The 17,623-nt window shown below is 50.2% G+C and carries 15 protein-coding genes; 9 read left to right on the top strand and 6 right to left on the bottom strand.

Annotated features, from left to right (window positions below):
- Positions 1-48 precede the first annotated feature (48 nt).
- Together glyQ and glyS are read left to right on the top strand one after the other, a co-directional pair.
- Positions 49-954 carry a glycine--tRNA ligase subunit alpha gene (gene glyQ, locus RC73_RS16495; RefSeq protein ID WP_028780936.1) on the top strand — a complete coding sequence of 302 codons (906 nt, stop codon included), beginning with the start codon at positions 49-51 and terminating at the stop codon, positions 952-954.
- Positions 955-964: 10 nt separating this feature from the next.
- A complete protein-coding gene (gene glyS / locus RC73_RS16490; RefSeq protein WP_039035682.1) occupies positions 965-3,034 on the top strand; it encodes a glycine--tRNA ligase subunit beta in 2,070 nt (689 codons plus the stop codon).
- 55 nt (positions 3,035-3,089) lie between these two features.
- Here glyS and RC73_RS16485 read toward each other — a convergent pair whose 3' ends face one another.
- From RC73_RS16485 to dnaA, 5 genes are all read right to left on the bottom strand, one after another.
- The gene (locus RC73_RS16485; RefSeq protein WP_039035681.1) at positions 3,090-4,142 is read right to left on the bottom strand and encodes an HDOD domain-containing protein; all 1,053 of its coding nucleotides are present in this window, start codon (positions 4,140-4,142) and stop codon (positions 3,090-3,092) included.
- 130 nt (positions 4,143-4,272) lie between these two features.
- Positions 4,273-6,690 (bottom strand): DNA topoisomerase (ATP-hydrolyzing) subunit B, encoded by a 2,418-nt coding sequence (gyrB, locus tag RC73_RS16480; RefSeq protein WP_039035680.1) that lies wholly within the window; start codon positions 6,688-6,690, stop codon positions 4,273-4,275.
- Between the two features lie 16 nt (positions 6,691-6,706).
- Positions 6,707-7,789, bottom strand: coding sequence for a DNA replication/repair protein RecF (recF, locus tag RC73_RS16475; RefSeq protein WP_039035679.1), 1,083 nt, complete (start codon positions 7,787-7,789; stop codon positions 6,707-6,709).
- Positions 7,790-7,808: 19 nt separating this feature from the next.
- A complete protein-coding gene (dnaN, locus tag RC73_RS16470; RefSeq protein WP_028780941.1) occupies positions 7,809-8,909 on the bottom strand; it encodes a DNA polymerase III subunit beta in 1,101 nt (366 codons plus the stop codon).
- 15 nt (positions 8,910-8,924) lie between these two features.
- Positions 8,925-10,313: a chromosomal replication initiator protein DnaA gene (gene dnaA / locus RC73_RS16465; protein ID WP_039035678.1), complete on the bottom strand. Its 1,389-nt coding sequence runs from the start codon at positions 10,311-10,313 to the stop codon at positions 8,925-8,927.
- Positions 10,314-10,752: 439 nt separating this feature from the next.
- Here dnaA and rpmH point away from each other — a divergent pair, with 439 nt between their 5' ends.
- The 5 genes from rpmH (at position 10,753) to mnmE (ending at position 14,558) form a co-directional block, all read left to right on the top strand.
- The gene (gene rpmH, locus RC73_RS20215) at positions 10,753-10,890 is read left to right on the top strand and encodes a 50S ribosomal protein L34 (protein ID WP_011758135.1); all 138 of its coding nucleotides are present in this window, start codon (positions 10,753-10,755) and stop codon (positions 10,888-10,890) included.
- 18 nt (positions 10,891-10,908) lie between these two features.
- Positions 10,909-11,265 carry a ribonuclease P protein component gene (gene rnpA, locus RC73_RS16460; RefSeq protein ID WP_025889662.1) on the top strand — a complete coding sequence of 119 codons (357 nt, stop codon included), beginning with the start codon at positions 10,909-10,911 and terminating at the stop codon, positions 11,263-11,265.
- Entirely contained in the window at positions 11,232-11,486 is a 255-nt protein-coding gene (gene yidD, locus RC73_RS20210; RefSeq protein ID WP_081737191.1) for a membrane protein insertion efficiency factor YidD, read from the top strand. The genes rnpA and yidD overlap by 34 nt, the downstream gene beginning before the upstream one ends.
- A 3-nt stretch (positions 11,487-11,489) precedes the next feature.
- Positions 11,490-13,115 (top strand): membrane protein insertase YidC, encoded by a 1,626-nt coding sequence (gene yidC / locus RC73_RS16455; RefSeq protein WP_039035677.1) that lies wholly within the window; start codon positions 11,490-11,492, stop codon positions 13,113-13,115.
- A gap of 81 nt (positions 13,116-13,196) precedes the next feature.
- A complete protein-coding gene (gene mnmE, locus RC73_RS16450) occupies positions 13,197-14,558 on the top strand; it encodes a tRNA uridine-5-carboxymethylaminomethyl(34) synthesis GTPase MnmE (RefSeq protein WP_039035676.1) in 1,362 nt (453 codons plus the stop codon).
- A gap of 486 nt (positions 14,559-15,044) precedes the next feature.
- On the opposite strand, the gene RC73_RS16445 is transcribed toward mnmE, so the two are convergent.
- Positions 15,045-16,490, bottom strand: a complete 1,446-nt coding sequence (locus tag RC73_RS16445) for an OmpA family protein (protein WP_039035675.1) — start codon at positions 16,488-16,490, stop codon at positions 15,045-15,047.
- A gap of 355 nt (positions 16,491-16,845) precedes the next feature.
- Here RC73_RS16445 and RC73_RS20575 point away from each other — a divergent pair, with 355 nt between their 5' ends.
- Positions 16,846-17,217: a LuxR C-terminal-related transcriptional regulator gene (locus tag RC73_RS20575; RefSeq protein ID WP_200888002.1), complete on the top strand. Its 372-nt coding sequence runs from the start codon at positions 16,846-16,848 to the stop codon at positions 17,215-17,217.
- Between the two features lie 166 nt (positions 17,218-17,383).
- Positions 17,384-17,623 (top strand): hypothetical protein (locus RC73_RS21005; RefSeq protein ID WP_052248253.1); only part of this gene is annotated, 240 nt, incomplete at its 3' end.

The raw sequence follows: 17,623 nt of genomic DNA, 5'->3' as shown, positions 1-17,623 counted from the left end.
CAAGGTATAATCGAAACCATTTTCTATTAATAGCTGACAGCAGTAGATATGACGACGAAACACGACGTGAAGACATTCCAGGGTTTTATCTTGACCCTGCAAGAATACTGGGCGCAGCAAGGTTGCGCCATAGTTCAACCCCTGGACATGGAGGTCGGTGCCGGCACCTTCCATCCACAAACCTTTTTGCGTTCATTGGGCCCTGAGCCGATGAGCAGCGCGTATGTCCAACCATCGCGCCGCCCTACCGACGGCCGCTATGGTGAAAACCCCAACCGTCTTCAGCACTACTATCAGTTTCAGGTCGTATTGAAACCTTCACCGGATAATATTCAGGAGCTATACCTCGGCTCACTGCAAGCCCTGGGTGTAGACCCAAGTATCCATGATATCCGTTTCGTTGAAGACAACTGGGAATCACCTACCCTGGGGGCCTGGGGCCTGGGCTGGGAAGTTTGGCTCAACGGTATGGAAGTCAGCCAGTTCACCTATTTCCAACAGGTTGGTGGCCTAGAGTGTAGCCCGGTAACCGGCGAAATCACCTATGGTCTAGAGCGTCTTGCCATGTATATTCAAGGCGTAGACAGCGTCTATGATCTGGTGTGGACCGACGGCCCAATGGGAAGGATCACCTATGGTGACGTGTTCCACCAAAACGAAGTGGAGCAGTCAACCTACAACTTTGAACATGCCGATGTCGACTTCCTGTTCGGTCTGTTCGATCAGTGCGAGAAAACCTGCCAGCACCTGCTTTCACTGGAAAAACCTCTGCCTCTGCCCGCTTATGAGCAAGTTATGAAGGCTTCACACGCCTTCAACCTACTCGATGCCCGTCACGCCATCTCTGTGACCGAGCGTCAGCGCTATATCCTGCGGGTGCGCACCATGGCCAAGGCGGTAGCCGAAGCTTATTACCAGGCGCGTGAAGCCCTGGGCTTCCCAATGTGCAAGTGAGGTAGAACTAATGAATTTTGACAACTTACTCATAGAGATAGGTACAGAAGAGCTGCCACCAAAAGCCCTACGCACTCTGGCAGAATCTTTTGTAAACAACTTCTGCGAAGAACTGGACAAGGCCGAACTCAGCTATAGCAAGGCACACTGGTATGCCGCTCCGCGCCGCTTGGCGCTCTACATAGAGCAACTGGCTCTGGCACAACAGGATAAAGTGGTTGAGAAAAGAGGCCCAGCGGTCAGCTCGGCCTTTGATGCCGAAGGCAAGCCAACCAAGGCCGCCGAAGGCTGGGCCCGCGGCAATGGTATCAGCGTTGCCGAAGCCGAGCGTCTGGTGACAGACAAGGGTGAATGGCTGCTGCACCGAGCCAAGGTTGAAGGTGTGACCACTGAAAGCCTGATCCCGTCCATGGCTCAACACGCTCTGGACAAGCTGCCGATCCCCAAGCCTATGCGCTGGGGCAGCAACAAGACTCAATTTATCCGCCCCGTGCACACAGTTACTATACTACTGGGCGACAAGCTGGTAGCCGGTGAGCTGCTGGGTATCAATTCAGCGCGTACCATTCGAGGTCACCGCTTTATGGGTGAAGCCAGCTTCGAGCTGGATCATGCCGACAACTATCTCAGCAGCTTGAAAGAGCGCGGTAAGGTGATTGCCGACTATCAGGCCAGAATAGATATCATCAAGACAGACGCAGAAAAAGCCGCTGCCAAGTTGGGTGGCCGTGCCGATATCGCCGATGAACTGCTTGAAGAAGTCGCCTCCTTGGTTGAATGGCCTGTGGTACTGACAGCGGCTTTCGAAGAGAAGTTTTTGCAGGTACCCGCTGAAGCCCTGGTCTACACAATGAAAGGCGATCAGAAATACTTCCCGGTATTTGATGGCAACAATAAACTGATGCCCAACTTCATCTTTGTGACCAATATTGAGTCCAAAGATCCGGCGCAAATCATTGCCGGAAATGAGAAAGTTGTCCGCCCTCGCCTGGCCGATGCCGAATTCTTCTTTAACACAGATAAAAAGCAATCACTCGAGTCCCGCATTGCCAGCCTGGAAACCGTGGTATTCCAGAAGCAATTGGGCACCCTTAAAGACAGAGTGGAGCGTATCTCCTGTGTGGCCGAAGCCATTGCGGCCAAAATCGATGCCAACCAAGCCGATGCCAAGCGTGCCGGTCTGTTGTCCAAGGCCGATTTGATGACCAATATGGTCATGGAATTTACCGACACTCAAGGCACCATGGGCATGCATTACGCGCGCCTCGAAGGCGAAACCGAAGCGGTTGCCCAGGCATTGGAAGAACAGTACAAGCCCAAGTTCTCCGGTGATACTGTGCCCACAGCGCCGGTATCCTGCGCTGTTGCACTGGCAGAGAAGCTGGATACCCTGAGCGGGATATTCGGTATCGGCCAGGCTCCTAAAGGCGCTGCCGACCCCTTTGCCCTGCGCCGCGCGGCCATAGGTGTACTGAGGATCATTGTTGAGAACAAACTGCCACTGGATCTGGTCGAGCTGATTGCCTACGCCATCAAGGCCCACGGCAGCAACCTCAGCAATCAGAACTGCGCCGAAGAGGTGCTGGAATTCCTGATGGGCCGTTTCCGCGCCTGGTATCAGGATAAAGGCATCAGTACCGATGTGATTCTGGCGGTTCTGGCCCGTAGACCAACTCGTCCGGCCGACTTTGACAGCCGTATCCAGGCCGTCAGCCATTTCCGCAGCCTGGAGCAGGCTGCCTCTCTGGCCGCTGCCAACAAGCGGGTTTCCAACATTCTTGCCAAGGTTGAAGGTGAATTGCCAAGCGAAGTCGATATGACTCTGCTGCAGGAAGATGCCGAGAAAGCCCTGAATCAAGTTCTGAGCTCACTTCAGCCACAACTTGACCCCTTATTTGCCAAAGGGGAGTATCAACAGGGATTGACCCTGCTGTCGACGCTGAAAGAGCCGGTAGATACCTTCTTTGAAGATGTGATGGTAATGGCCGACGATGAAGCGCTGCGTCGTAATCGTCTGGCACTGCTGAATCAACTGCGAAATCAGTTCCTGCGGGTGGCCGACATATCACTGTTGCAGTGATGGCTGTTGCTGTAATGGCAAACCGATAAAAAACGCGCCGAAAAGCGCGTTTTTTTCATTTTATTTCAAGCAGTTGCTGGTGCCATTGTTCAAACATTCCCCGGCTGATATTGGCTTCTTTCAACAAGGCGTCCAGCAATTCCGGAGGCAACTTATCCTCTTCCACCAGCATAGAACATTCACTGAGCAGATTGGCTTGCCAAATCAGCTGGCTTAAACGATTTTCCGGCTTGACACCGACATTGGCCAAAGGTTGCAGTACAGTCTCAAAAGCCTTGGGCAACTGCCAACAACTCACCAGCAGACTACTCAATGACAAAGAGCGCGCCGTCATCACCTGACGGAACAGCCAGGACTTGGGCTGCTCACCAGGCTCGGCTTGAATAAAGGCATCGAGCAGTAGTTTGAAGATGGCTATCTTGCCAACATCGTGCAGCAGCCCCACCATAAAAGCAGTATCAGGTTCTTCGGTTTCCAATTCTCCGGCCAGGAAAGCCACCTGCAGTGAATGGCGCCACAAATGGGCCCCAAAGCGGCGAAAGTAGATGGGTTTGATATCTATCATCTCTTTCATCATGCAGGTGGTCACTATCCGTCTCAACCGGTTGCTGCCCAGTTGAACCAAAGCCTGCTGAAGACTGGTTATCTGCCGCTCGCTGCGGCGAAAAGCCGCCGAGTTACAGATGCGGATCACCTCGGCACTCAACACGGGATCTTGTTGAATAAGCGCGACTATATCCTGATTATCAAATTCAGGATCGCTGAGTTTACTGTCCAGCTCCAGCATTCGGCCAGGGATCTGCAATACAGAATCGGCAATCTGCTGCGGTGAGGCCAGAGCCAGCTCAATGTCGCTCATGACCCGCTTTTCGAGTTTATTGGCTACGCCACCGCTATTTTGACTGCTGACGGAGAACAGTAAACTGTAAAATAGCGCCGTAGCATCAACGGAGGTCACCAACTCATCGCTCTCGGTGGCTGTCTCCCGGGAGCGGCTCAAGGTTTTCCGCTCATGCTTGATATTGGGCGGTGCTTCGTTGAAGCTTTTCGGTCGCTCTACTTCAACCTTTTCCCTGAGATTAAACAGTTTCCTGAAGAGTCTTATCAATTGATTTCCTGCGCAATTATTCCCCCCAAGATGGTTCAGTATAATCGCTATTTAACAAAGTAAACGCGGCGAACATCCAATAAAAAAGGAAGGCCTGAAGCCTTCCTTTTAAAGATAATAAGCAGTTTGATTAAATGTCGAGGTTAGCCACGTTGAGGGCGTTGGCCTCAATAAAGTCGCGTCTTGGCTCAACCTGATCGCCCATCAGAGTGGTAAACAGCTGATCAGCGGCAATCGCATCTTCAATGGTAACCTGCAACATGCGACGGCTCTCTGGATCCATGGTGGTTTCCCATAGCTGCTCAGGGTTCATTTCACCCAGTCCTTTATAACGCTGGATATAGAGACCGCGCTTGGACTCGGCTATCAGCCAGTCAAGAGCTTCAACAAAACTGCTGACCTCTTTAACCCTCTCACCGCGTTTAACATAGCCACCGTCTTCAATCAGATCACAGATCTGCTCACCCAGCTTGGCAATGCGCTCATAATCGCTGGAATGGAAGAAGTCATAACCAAACAGATAATGGGTATCTATGCCGTGTTTGCGCACAATGAGCTGCGGCAGATACACCTTACGCTCAGGATCCAGCACAGTTTCCATCTTGTAGATCACGCCGCCGTTCTCTTCATCTTCAAGATCCTGCAGCAGCCCGTTGCACCAATTGGTCATAGCGGCTTCGTCGGCCAACATTTCGGCTGTCACCCGTGGACGATACAGCATGCGGTTGGTCACATTGGTTGGATAACGTTTTTCCAAGCGCTCAATGATGGCTTCCACTTCACGATATTGGTAAACCAGACGCTCCAGGCCTTCACCAGACATAGCCGGTGCATCCTTGGATGGATAGATGCTGCCGCCATCCAAAGCCTGAGTGGTCAAGTATTCAGTCAATGCCGGTTCATCTTTCAGATATTGCTCCTGCTTGCCTTTTTTCACTTTGAACAAAGGAGGTTGAGCAATATAAACAAAGCCACGTTCGATCAGCTCTGGCATCTGACGGAAAAAGAAGGTCAACAGCAGCGTACGAATGTGCGAGCCGTCGACGTCAGCATCCGTCATGATGATGATGTAGTGGTAACGGGTCTTGTCCGGATCATATTCATCACGGCCGATACCACAGCCAAGGGCGGTGATAAGAGTGGCCACTTCCTGAGAAGACAGCATCTTGTCGAAGCGAGCCTTCTCTACGTTAAGAATTTTACCCTTGAGTGGCAAAATAGCCTGGTTCTTTCTGTTTCGGCCCTGTTTGGCACTACCGCCGGCCGAATCACCCTCCACTATGTAGATTTCAGAAAGACCTGGGTCTTTTTCCTGACAGTCTGCCAATTTACCCGGCAAACCACCTAAATCCAAAGCACCTTTACGGCGGGTCATCTCGCGCGCTTTTCGGGCCGCTTCACGGGCGCGGGCAGCATCGATAATCTTGCCAACAATCATCTTGGCATCGGCTGGGTTTTCCAGCAGATAGTCATTCAGCTTCTCACCCATGGTCTGTTCCACGGCGCCTTTGACCTCACTGGAAACCAGCTTGTCTTTGGTCTGGGAGCTGAACTTAGGATCCGGAACCTTCACAGATACCACCGCGGTCAGACCTTCACGGGCATCGTCACCTGTGGCGTTGGTCTTGCCCTTCTTGTTGAAGCCTTCCTTCTCCATGTAGTTGTTCAGGTTACGGGTCAATGCCGCCCGGAAACCTGCCAAGTGAGTACCACCATCACGCTGGGGAATGTTGTTGGTAAAACAGAAAATGCTTTCCTGAAAACCGTCGTTCCACTGCATTGCCACTTCGACAGTAATGCCATCTTCCCGCTCTTGAGAAAAATGGAAAACATCCTTATTCACCGGAGTCTTGTTGCGGTTCAGGTATTCTACGAAGGCCTTGATACCGCCCTCATAATGGAATAACTCATCTTTGTTGTCGCGCTCGTCAACCAGACGAATACCCACGCCGGAGTTCAGGAATGACAGTTCGCGAATACGCTTGGCCAGCAGCTCATAATGAAACTCGGTATCTGTAAAGGTTTCATGGCTGGGCCAGAAACGAATTTCAGTACCTGTCTTAGTCGCTTCACCGATTTCCTTGATAGGCTCTTGCGGCTCACCATGTTTGTAAAACTGCTCATAAACCTTGCCATCGCGGCGAATAGTCAGTTGCAGTTTTTCCGACAGTGCGTTAACCACGGATACACCTACACCGTGCAGACCACCGGAAACTTTATAGGAGTTGTCATCGAACTTACCGCCGGCGTGCAGCACTGTCATAATAACCTGAGCTGCCGATACTCCTTCTTCAGGGTGAATGGCAACCGGAATACCACGACCATCATCTTTTACAGAGACAGAACCATCAACATGAATGGTGATCACTATGTCACTGCAGTGGCCCGCCAAAGCTTCATCGATAGAGTTATCGACGACTTCGAATACCATGTGATGCAGACCCGTGCCATCGTCGGTATCACCAATATACATCCCAGGTCTTTTACGTACCGCATCAAGGCCCTTAAGGACCTTAATACTCGAAGAATCGTAACTGTTCTCTGACATATTATTCTCTCATCGGTTATTCAATGACCGTTACCCGCCCCTGTTCCACCTGAAAAATTCGGCTGGGGGGCGTGCTTAATGAATCTGATATTGCCGCCGGGTCAATCGCAGTGACAAACACTTGCGCCCCGGTTTCGCTCAACTGCCGCAGCAATAACTTCCTGTGTTTCGCATCCAGCTCTGACGGCAGATCGTCGACCAGATAGATACTATTCTTATCTATTTGTTGTTTAAGTAACTTTCCCTGTGCTATTCGTAATGCACACACCAACAACTTCAGCTGACCACGAGACAAAGCATCCTGAGCAGGCAAATTACCCACTCTGAGTCTCAAATCAGCTTTATGGGGGCCACTGACAGTGTGCCCCATGGATAGATCCCGGGAATAAGACGCCTGCAACAGGGCCGCAAACTCAGTTTTACTATCCCAACCACGGGTAAAAGAAACCTTGATATCAACCTGTGGTAGAAACTCCCCGATTATACCCTTAAGTAGTTCATTTAACGAGTCTACATATGCCTTTCGTATCTCAGTGACCAACTCGGAGTAACGGACAAAATCCCGGTCCCAGAATGCGATTTGCTGATAGGCAGCACCATCCTTAAGTAACTGATTACGCTGTTTAAGGATTCTTCTTACATTAACCCAAGCCTGATAAAACTGCGGATCACAATGAAAGGCGCCCCAGTCGATAAACTGACGCCTGGCCTTAGGGCCTTCAAACAGCAGCGAAAAGCTCTCTGGAGTTATCACCTGGATCGGAAGAGTGTCGGCCAGCACAGACAGGCGCTTTATCTTCTCGCCATCCATTCTGACCTCGGTTTCGCCGCTGCGAAACCGTCGCAGTCCCAACTTACTGTCACCGGAGGGCAGGTTCAAATTGGCAAACAGGGTCAACTGATCCTGTTGGTTATTGATCACCCTCTGAGACAGATGACTGCGAAATGAACGTCCCATCCCCAGAAAGTAAATCGCCTCCAGGACACTGGTTTTGCCACTGCCATTTTGGCCGTAAATAAGATTCAGCCCAGTGCCGGGAAGCAGTTGGGCTGAATCGATATTACGAAAAGCTTGGATATTGAGACGAGTTAGACTCATTTAAGGCCCAAAGTCGCCCCTAGAGGCGCATCGGCATCACCACGTACATGGAGTCTTCCTCGACGTGGTTTTCAATCAAGGCACTGGAGTTACCGTCACTGAGGGTAATCCTGACTTCGTCGGCCTTGAGGCCATTGAGCACATCCAGCAGATAAGAGACGTTGAAGCCAATTTCAAGCGGCTGACCGGCATAATCCACATCGATGATCTCTTCGGCTTCTTCCTGCTCCGGGTTATTGGCGGTAATCTTGAGTAGCGCATTTTCCAGCTGTACCCTGACACCGCGGAATTTCTCATTGGACAGGATAGATGCCCGCAATAGTGCTTGCTTAAGCTGATTGCGACTGGCCAGCACTATCTTGTCACCACCCTTGGGCAATACCCGACGATAATCCGGGAAGCGGCCGTCCACCAGCTTACTGGTGAACACTGCGCTGGCGGTGGTAGCACGAATGGCGTTATCACCAATGGCAATATGGATATCCTGATCTTCACTGTCCAGCAGGCGAGCCAGCTCCATCACCCCTTTACGAGGCACGATCACCTGATTTTCCGGCAAAGAGGCTGCTATCTCTCTGTGGCTCAGAGCCAAGCGGTGGCCGTCTGTTGCAATGGCGCGCAGTACATTACCCTCGGTTTCCAGCAGCAAGCCGTTGAGGTAGTAACGCACATCCTGGTTGGCCATGGAAAACTGAGTAGCATCTATCAGTGACTTGAGTGTGCCCTGCTTGAGGCTAAATTCGATGGCAGGCTGGAAACTCTCGACATTGGGGTATTCTTCTGCCGGTAGCGTCGCCAATGAGAAACGGCTGCGACCGCTGCGAAGCAGCCACTTGTTTTCCTGCTGTTCGATTTTGATTTCGCTCTGCTCAGGCAGAGACTTGACGATATCGAGCAGTTTCTTGGCCGGCACTGTGGTGCGACCTTCCTGCACTTCGCCACTCACCTCGGCACTGCCGACCAGTTCCACCTCAAGATCTGTACCCGTCATCTTGAGTGAGTGATTGCTTACTTCCACCAGGAGGTTTGCCAGAATGGGCAAGTTATGGCGTCTTTCCACCGCGCCACTGACCAACTGGAGCGGCTTTAATAGGGCATCCCTATCGATCGAAAATTTCATGGTCCTGTTCCCTGATTAAGAAGATAAGGTTCTAATCAAGTTGGCATAATCTTCTTTAATGTCGTGACTCTCTTCCCGCAGCTGCGCAATCTTGCGGCAAGCATGCAGCACAGTTGTATGGTCACGGCCACCAAAGGCATCACCTATCTCAGGTAAGCTCTGATTGGTTAATTCTTTAGACAATGCCATGGCCATCTGCCTCGGTCTCGCCACACTGCGGGAACGGCGCTTGGACAGCATATCGGCCATCTTGATCTTGTAGTATTCAGCCACTGTTTTCTGAATGTTGTCTATAGTGACTAATTTTTCCTGCAGAGCCAAGAGGTCACGCAAGGCTTCGCGCACAAAATCAATGGTTATTGGCCGACCGGTAAAGTTGGCATTGGCGATAACCCGGTTCAATGCCCCTTCCAATTCACGCACGTTGGAACGTAAACGCTTGGCAATGAAGAAGGCCACTTCATCCGGCAAGTTGATCCCGCTCTCCTGCGCCTTGCGCATCAAAATGGCGACCCGGGTTTCCAGCTCCGGCGGCTCAATGGCCACGGTAAGACCCCAGCCAAAGCGCGACTTGAGTCGATCTTCCACACCATCGATCTCTTTCGGATAACGATCCGATGTCAAAATGATCTGGTGATTGCCCTCAAGCAAGGCATTAAAAGTATGGAAAAACTCTTCCTGGGATCTATCTTTATTGGCAAAGAACTGAATGTCATCAATAAACAGGGCATCTACGCTACGGTAGTAACGCTTGAAGTCTTCAATGGCATTATTTTGCAGCGCTTTGACCATGTCTTGAACAAAACGCTCGGAATGCATATAAACCACTTTGGCGTTGGGATTATTCTTGATAATGCCGTTGCCTACGGCGTGCAACAGGTGAGTCTTACCCAGACCGGTACCGCCATACAAAAACAGAGGGTTATAGGCACCACCCGGGTTTTCTGCCACCTGCAATGCGGCCGCCTTACCCAGTTGGTTAGACTTACCTTCAACAAAGTTGTCAAACTGGTAAGTGGGATTAATATTACTGCGATAACTGTGGTTTACAGCCGGTTCAGCAGCAGTGTTAAAGGTTGCACCTTTACCGGCTGCACTCTTGGGCGCGCTGACAGACGCCTTGGTCGCAGTTGGGGCCTGTACCTGGGGCTTGGCCGACGGACGGCTACCAATATCAAACCTGAGTTTCGGTGCATCATTGCCCAAATGCTCAGTAAAAAACTGATTGATAATGTTGAGATATTTATCTCTAACCCAGTCAAGCACGAACCGGTTGGGCGCATAGAGCACCAGGGTATCCCCATCCATTTCGGCTTGTAACGGTCTGATCCACATACTGAATTGTTGAGCAGAAAGCTCATCTTGTAGTCGTCCGATACATTGCTGCCAAAGTGAAACCGCCACGTACTTATCCCCAAAAGATCGCCTCGAAAGGAGGGTATTCTATAGTGAGATCTGAATAATCGCTATCCTTTAAGTGTAATTATCCCCAGGCAGATCCCAACAGTCAGATCTGTCGGATCCAGATCGATCCCCCAGGATCCGCTATTTGGCGAGACGGTTAAAATCCCGCTTTATAAAGCGATCCACCCTGATCTATAATCAACACCCGCCGATCTGCCAAGATATTAATGGATCCACAAGATGTAGTGTCCGTACACAGAGTTATCCACATCTTGTGGTGACCTCTGCTCAACAGATCGCGAAAATGCCGAGATAAATTACCTTGAGAGGGGCTGCACGTGTTGACTGCCTTGACTAAAGTGATTACAATTCGGCCTCTTTTTTGCCCTTACCTCAAACAGAGATAAGGTAAATTCACTAACAAAGACGGATTGCCATCATGAGTAAACGTACTTTTCAACCTAGCAACCTGAAGCGCAAGCGTTCTCACGGCTTCCGCGCTCGTATGGCTACAGCGAACGGCCGTAAGGTACTGGCTCGTCGCCGTGCCAAAGGTCGCGCTCGTCTGTCTGCTTAATTGCGAGTAGACAACTAGGTGACTCGTTACACCTTTACGCGGGAGTTACGCTTGCTAACTCCCGCGCAATTCAAAACCGTATTTACCAACCCCATTAAAGCCTCCTCAGCTGAAATAACCCTGCTTGCTGTACCCAATGAGATGCAACATCCGCGTCTGGGACTCACAGTGGCCAAACGCCATGTAAAGAGAGCCAATCAACGCAATCGTATCAAGCGGGTGATCCGGGATAGCTTCCGCCTCAATCAACATGATTTGCCACCACTGGATATTGTAGTGCTGGTGCGCGGCGGTGTGCTGGATATGGATAATGAACAGCTCAGAAAGCTGGTAGAAAAGTTATGGCGCAAACTCAGTCGCCGTTTCAATGGCTGATAATTAAGGCTATCAGAGCCTACCAACTCCTTATCAGCCCTCTGCTGGGGCCTCGTTGTCGCTTTAATCCAACCTGCTCTCACTACGCCATAGAAGCGGTGCGAGTGCACGGAACGATTAAAGGGAGTTGGTTTGCAATCAAACGCATATTAAAATGTCACCCTTTACATCCGGGCGGCAGTGATCCCGTCCCCCCTAAAAATGACAGGTGTAATAAATAGGCTATGGAATCTCAACGCAATTTACTGCTTATCGGCTTGCTGTTTGTCAGCTTCTTGCTGTGGCAACAATGGCAAACCGATAAAGCACCCAAACCCGCTGTAACTGAAAATACAGTTGCCACTTCCGTTCAAGAGACAACTCACAGCGCTGACGTTCCGGTTGCCGAATCAGGCATGCCAGAAGAAACAGCCGTGGCGTCCAAAGATCTTATCAGAGTCACCACAGATCAACTGGATGTGCTGATCAACCCTGTCGGCGGTGACATTGTTCATGCGGCTCTGGTTTCTCATAAACTGGAGCTGAACAAAGACGAGCCCTTCGTCCTGTTGGAACAGAAGCCGGGGTTTGTATACATAGCCCAGAGTGGCCTGATGGGCAGCGGCGGTACAGACAGTACCAAGGGCCGTGCTACCTACTCAGCCAGCGCCAAAGAATTTACTCTTGCCGATGGTCAGGACACACTGACTGTTCCATTGAGTTACACAGCAGCAAACGGCGCCAAGTACACCAAGATCTACACCTTCCACAAAGGCCAGTTTGCCGTAGACGTTGATTACAAGATTGACAACACCACATCTGAGCCACTGCAGGTTCAGATGTACGGTCAGATAAAACAGACCATCAAGCCTTCAGACAGCAGCATGATGATGCCTACTTATCGTGGTGCGGCCTTCTCAACTGCCGATATCCGCTACGAAAAGTATAACTTTGAAGATATCCAGGAAAAGAACCTGGAGAAGAAGACTGAAGGTGGCTGGGCCGCCATGCTGCAACACTACTTTGTGTCAGCCTGGGTTCCACCAAAGAATGAAACCAACACCATATTTACCAGAGATAGTTCAGGTACCGCCAACATTGGCTTCATGGGCGAGAAAAAGACCGTTGCCCCAGGCACTGAAATGACCCTGAGCGCCGACTTCTACGTAGGTCCAAAGGATCAGGCCGCCCTGTCCGAGCTGTCTGACACCCTTAACCTGGTTGTGGATTATGGCTTCCTCTGGTGGCTGGCAGTGCCTATCTACAAGCTGCTGATGTTCTTCCAATCCATCGTGGGTAACTGGGGTGTGGCCATCATACTGATCACCCTGACGGTACGCGGTATTCTATTCCCGCTGACCAAGGCGCAATACACCTCTATGGCCAAGATGCGTAACCTGCAACCAAAACTGCAGGAGCTGAAGGACAGATTCGGTGATGATCGCCAGAAGATGGGCCAGGCCATGATGGAGCTGTACAAGAAGGAAAAAGTGAACCCTATGGGTGGCTGTCTGCCTATCTTGCTGCAAATGCCTATCTTTATTGCCCTTTACTGGGTACTGATGGAAGGCGTGGAACTGCGTCATGCGCCATTCATGCTGTGGATTGACGATCTGTCGGTACAGGATCCTTACTACATCCTGCCGCTGCTGATGGGTGTCTCCATGTTCCTGATGCAAAAAATGCAGCCAATGGCACCGACCATGGATCCTATGCAGCAGAAGATGATGCAATGGATGCCGGTCATCTTTACCGTATTCTTCCTCTGGTTCCCATCCGGTCTGGTACTCTACTGGTTGGTGGGTAACATAGTTGCCATTATCCAGCAGAAGATTATCTATGCCGGCCTGGAGAAAAAAGGCTTAAAATAAGCCGATTTCGGGTCAAATGATCAAGGGCGGCCTAAGGGTCGCCTTTTGTTTTTTATAAATACGTTTTCAAGGGTTAATGCAGTGACAACAGATACTATCGTGGCGCAGGCCACCGCTCCAGGCCGCGGTGGTGTAGGCATAGTCAGAGTTTCAGGGCCCAAGGCCCAAGCCGTTGCACAGGCATTGCTGGGCCATCAGCCCAAGCCAAGATATGCCGATTACTGTGACTTCAAGGGAAGTCAAGGAGAAGTGCTGGATCAGGGTATAGCCCTGTTCTTCAAAGGCCCCAATTCTTTTACCGGTGAAGATGTGCTGGAACTTCAGGGCCATGGTGGTCAAATCGTCATGGACATGCTGATCAAAAGAGTCCTGGAAGTCGAAGGACTCCGCTTGGCACGCCCGGGGGAATTCAGCGAACAGGCCTTTATGAATGACAAGCTGGATCTGACCCAAGCAGAAGCGATAGCCGATCTTATCGATGCCACCAGCGAACAGGCCGCCAAGAGCGCCCTGCAATCACTTCAGGGCGAGTTTTCCCGCGAAGTGCATGAGCTGGTGGAACAGGTTACCAACCTGCGCCTCTATGTCGAGGCCGCCATCGACTTCCCAGATGAAGAGGTAGACTTCCTCTCTGATGGCAAGATTGCCAATGCCCTTTATCGCATCATAGATAAACTGGACTTGGTACAAGCCAGTGCCAAACAGGGCGCCATCATCCGCGAAGGGATGAAAGTAGTGATAGCCGGCCGCCCCAACGCCGGTAAGTCCAGTCTGCTCAACGCCCTGGCGGGAAAAGAGTCGGCGATTGTCACCGAAATAGCCGGCACCACAAGGGATGTATTGCGGGAGCATATCCACTTGGATGGCATGCCGCTGCATGTCATAGACACCGCCGGCCTGCGCGACACCACTGACACAGTGGAACAAATAGGCATAGAAAGAGCTTGGGCCGAAATCGCCACCGCCGACAGAGTGTTGTTTATGGTAGATGGCACAGAAACCCAAGCCGTTGATCCTCATGAAATCTGGCCTGACTTTATTGATCGCCTGCCGGAAAACCTCGGCGTCACTGTGGTACGCAATAAGGCGGATCTGACCGGTGAATCGCTGAGCCCCAGCGAAGAGAAAGGCTATGACGTCTTTAGGATCTCAGCCAAAACCGGGCTCGGGGTCGATGCGCTGAAACAGCACCTCAAAAACTTGATGGGCTATCAGAGTAACCTGGAAGGCGGTTTTATTGCCCGTCGTCGTCACCTGGAAGCCTTGGAAGTCGCCGGTGAACATCTACAGCAAGGCAAAGTACAGCTGGAAGTCTATCAGGCAGGTGAGCTGCTGGCCGAAGAACTGCGCATGACTCAACAGGCTCTAGCCGAAATCACCGGCCAATTCACCTCGGACGATCTGCTGGGGAGAATTTTTTCCAGCTTCTGTATCGGGAAGTAAAGCGGGCAAATAACGGAAAATAACAGCAAACGATAGCAGATAACCCACTAATTTTATTAGTACGTCATTTGCCGTTTGTTGCCAAATCTAGCCCCCAGTTGGGCCCCATGACATGCTACTCGCACTGATTGGGGCCCAAGTGGAGTCTAAAATGAAAATTTCCATTGAAAAACGAACACTTAGAACTGACGGCACACGCTCACTACGCCTAGTTTATGACTATGGCTACACCACAAATATACAAGGTGAACGCCAAAATAAACGTAAACGCAGCTAAGAAACCTTAAACCTGTACGTTCACGACAAACCTAAAACACCCACCCACTTATAAATATCTTCGTCTGCCAGCTATGGTACAAAGACCTGTCAGAGCAACAGCCAGAGTAAAGTCATCTGCAATTATGTGGTCTATTTCCCTACGTAACCAACGGGTTAACCTCACCGTTGATGACAGTACAATGTAACCGGCTGCGAAGGTTCAGTGGGTTACTTTTTGTCAGAGCGGAGCACCAGCTCCACACGGCGATTCAGCCGCTGGCCTGCTTCGTTGGCATTGCTGGCAACGGGGCTGTACTCGCCATTGCCATGGGCTGCTAATTGGCTGGCGGGGATCAGGTATTGCTCGGTGAGCTGTTTTATCACTGCCGCCGCTCGGCGCTGTGACAGGCTCTGGTTATAGCGGTTGTCGCCCTTATCGTCGGTGTGGCCGACCACGTAAAAATCCAGCTTCGGGTGCTGCTTAAGGTAGCTTGCCAGTACTTCCAGCACTGGCTTGGACTCTGACAGCATCTGGTCACTGTCGTAATCGAACAGCAGGCCTTCCAGAGTAGCCTTGCCGGATTGGGTAATGGCCTTGGTGAGAGCATCGAGGTCAATGACAACCCTGTCATCTTTCAGTGCCGAAAGCTCCATCACTCGCACAGTGGTGTCTGCCGGCGTGCCATCGTAGCGGCCCTGGGCATAGATATCGAAATACACATCACCACCAGGGCGGCTCAGTTTAAATAGCTGATAGTCCTGCCATTCATCGGTGTTAACATCCTGATGTAACCCCATGGACTTTATCAATTCGGCATCGTCACCACAGGCTTTACCCTCGCAATGGAATACGGACTCAGCGGCCAGCTTGTTGGCTGCGGCGGCGTAGTTACTGCTGATTTCAAACAGCGAGTATTCCTCTGGCATCCGATAACGTATCTCGGTGAGTTTGGCATTGAGTGGCTGGGTCTGATAACCGGCTGCAGATATGCCGACAATCACAGGGACTTGGGTAAAATTGGTTTGCTTGTAGCGACTAATGAAACTGCCGGGCATGCGGCCAAGCAGCGGATGATCTGCCGAGTCCTGACTATCTTCACTGCGTCTATCTTTTATCTCCACCTCTTGTGGAGCCTGCTGTAAAAACGCCGGGTTTGCCTCAATCAGATCCAGTGGCTCGGGAATACTCTCAAGGGTCACAAGCTGTACCTTGGTGTAACGGTCCTCACGGTGAAAAGCATAGATGACGCTGTAAACATCCCCGCTGGAACCTGTTAGTTTTGCCGCCACGTATGCGCCGAGATAACTGGTATCTACGGTTATCCTAGGTGCCAACTGGTCCCTTAGGACATAGGGATCACCACAGGCTTCCTGCTGGCATTGAAACACTATCTCAGCATTTATTTTTTTAAGTTGTGCCAAATAGTTATTGATAACAAGCTCCAGCGTATAGCTGTCTGGGAGCTCGAAGCTGTGTTGAGTCAGTTTTCCTGACACAGGCAAAACGGAGAGCTTGTCTCCATCAACGGCAGTAATGAGATCAAATGGCGTAAAATGAATGCGTTTTTCTGCGGGATATTTGGCATCAGGGAAAGTGCCGAAAAGCGTACTGGCAGAGGCACTGAAGGCAGTAACAACCAAAAATACTGCACTCAATAAAGTATTTTGTCCCATAAAAAAATCCTTTTCAGCGGGCGAATCTTACTTTAGCGTATTAATTAAGAGAGTAGGATGATACGATAAAACAATTAAAGTGTCAGCCTTCGTATTTGTTTCAGCTGAATATTACCCGAGAACTATATGAATATACGAAATGGATATACGAACTCGCACCAGTATACGCCTGGAGGGAGAGGTTTTTGACTTACTGCCTGAGTTAAAGCAGTTTTACCTTGCGAATGGTCGGTGTTTACGCAAAGCATTATCATACACGGATGAACAGCATATCAATAGCGTGGTTTTTGTAGATTGAACACAAAAGCCAGAGCCCTGCGTATCTTCGACGCGAAAGCCCTCTACAGCCTATATAGTGATAGTCAATAACCTCGATACTCAAATCGAAGTCGAATTACTGCGGACAGGGTTTCACGGCCAATTGATAAGAAATAGTTCTTTAGTGTTGCAGCTAACTGTTATCGATTTCCTTGTTAAAGAGGAGATGTACTTTTCACGAAAAGCACTTTCGCAATATGTTCTTAAAACATCATTTAAAAACAAGGTGGTCAGTTCTGAAAGAACGGCTCTTGATGTCACCCTGAAAGAACGGCAAATAGTGGATTGTATTTTTAAAGGAATAAGCAATCAGGAAATCGCAAATGCGCTGAATATTTCGCTAAACACTGTGAAAATGCATCTCCAAATATTTACAGAAAAAACAACCTTAAAGGGCGAATTCAATTAATGTCATCATACTAATTAATTAATCCTTTAAGGTGTAATGCCTGAGCAATTTTTATCCTCCGGAGTAATTGAGTCATAGATGGATTACTCTAATAATAACCGCGAAATTACTATCAATTTCTTCAAGGAGTGAAACTATTTTCCAACGTAAAATTCGCGGTCAGGGTATGACTGAATACATCGTAATTGTTGCTCTAATTGCCATTGCGGCTATCGGTGCGTTCACTATGTTTGGTGATGTGGTACGTAACCAAACGGCTTCTATGGCCGCTGAACTTTCAGGTAGTGCAAGTGAAACTAAGACTGCCAATAGTGAAGCTGAAAAAGCAGGTAAAAAAGCGGTAACTGACGCTGCCAAGGCGGTAGTGTTCATAAATCTGTGTCATTTGAGTAATATACACCCAAAA

The organism is Shewanella sp. ECSMB14102, assembly GCF_000813075.1.
In the GTDB taxonomy this organism is placed as follows: domain Bacteria; phylum Pseudomonadota; class Gammaproteobacteria; order Enterobacterales; family Shewanellaceae; genus Shewanella; species Shewanella indica.
The sequence above is the reverse complement of the archived record's forward strand: the minus strand, read 5'-3'. Positions and strand labels throughout refer to the sequence as shown.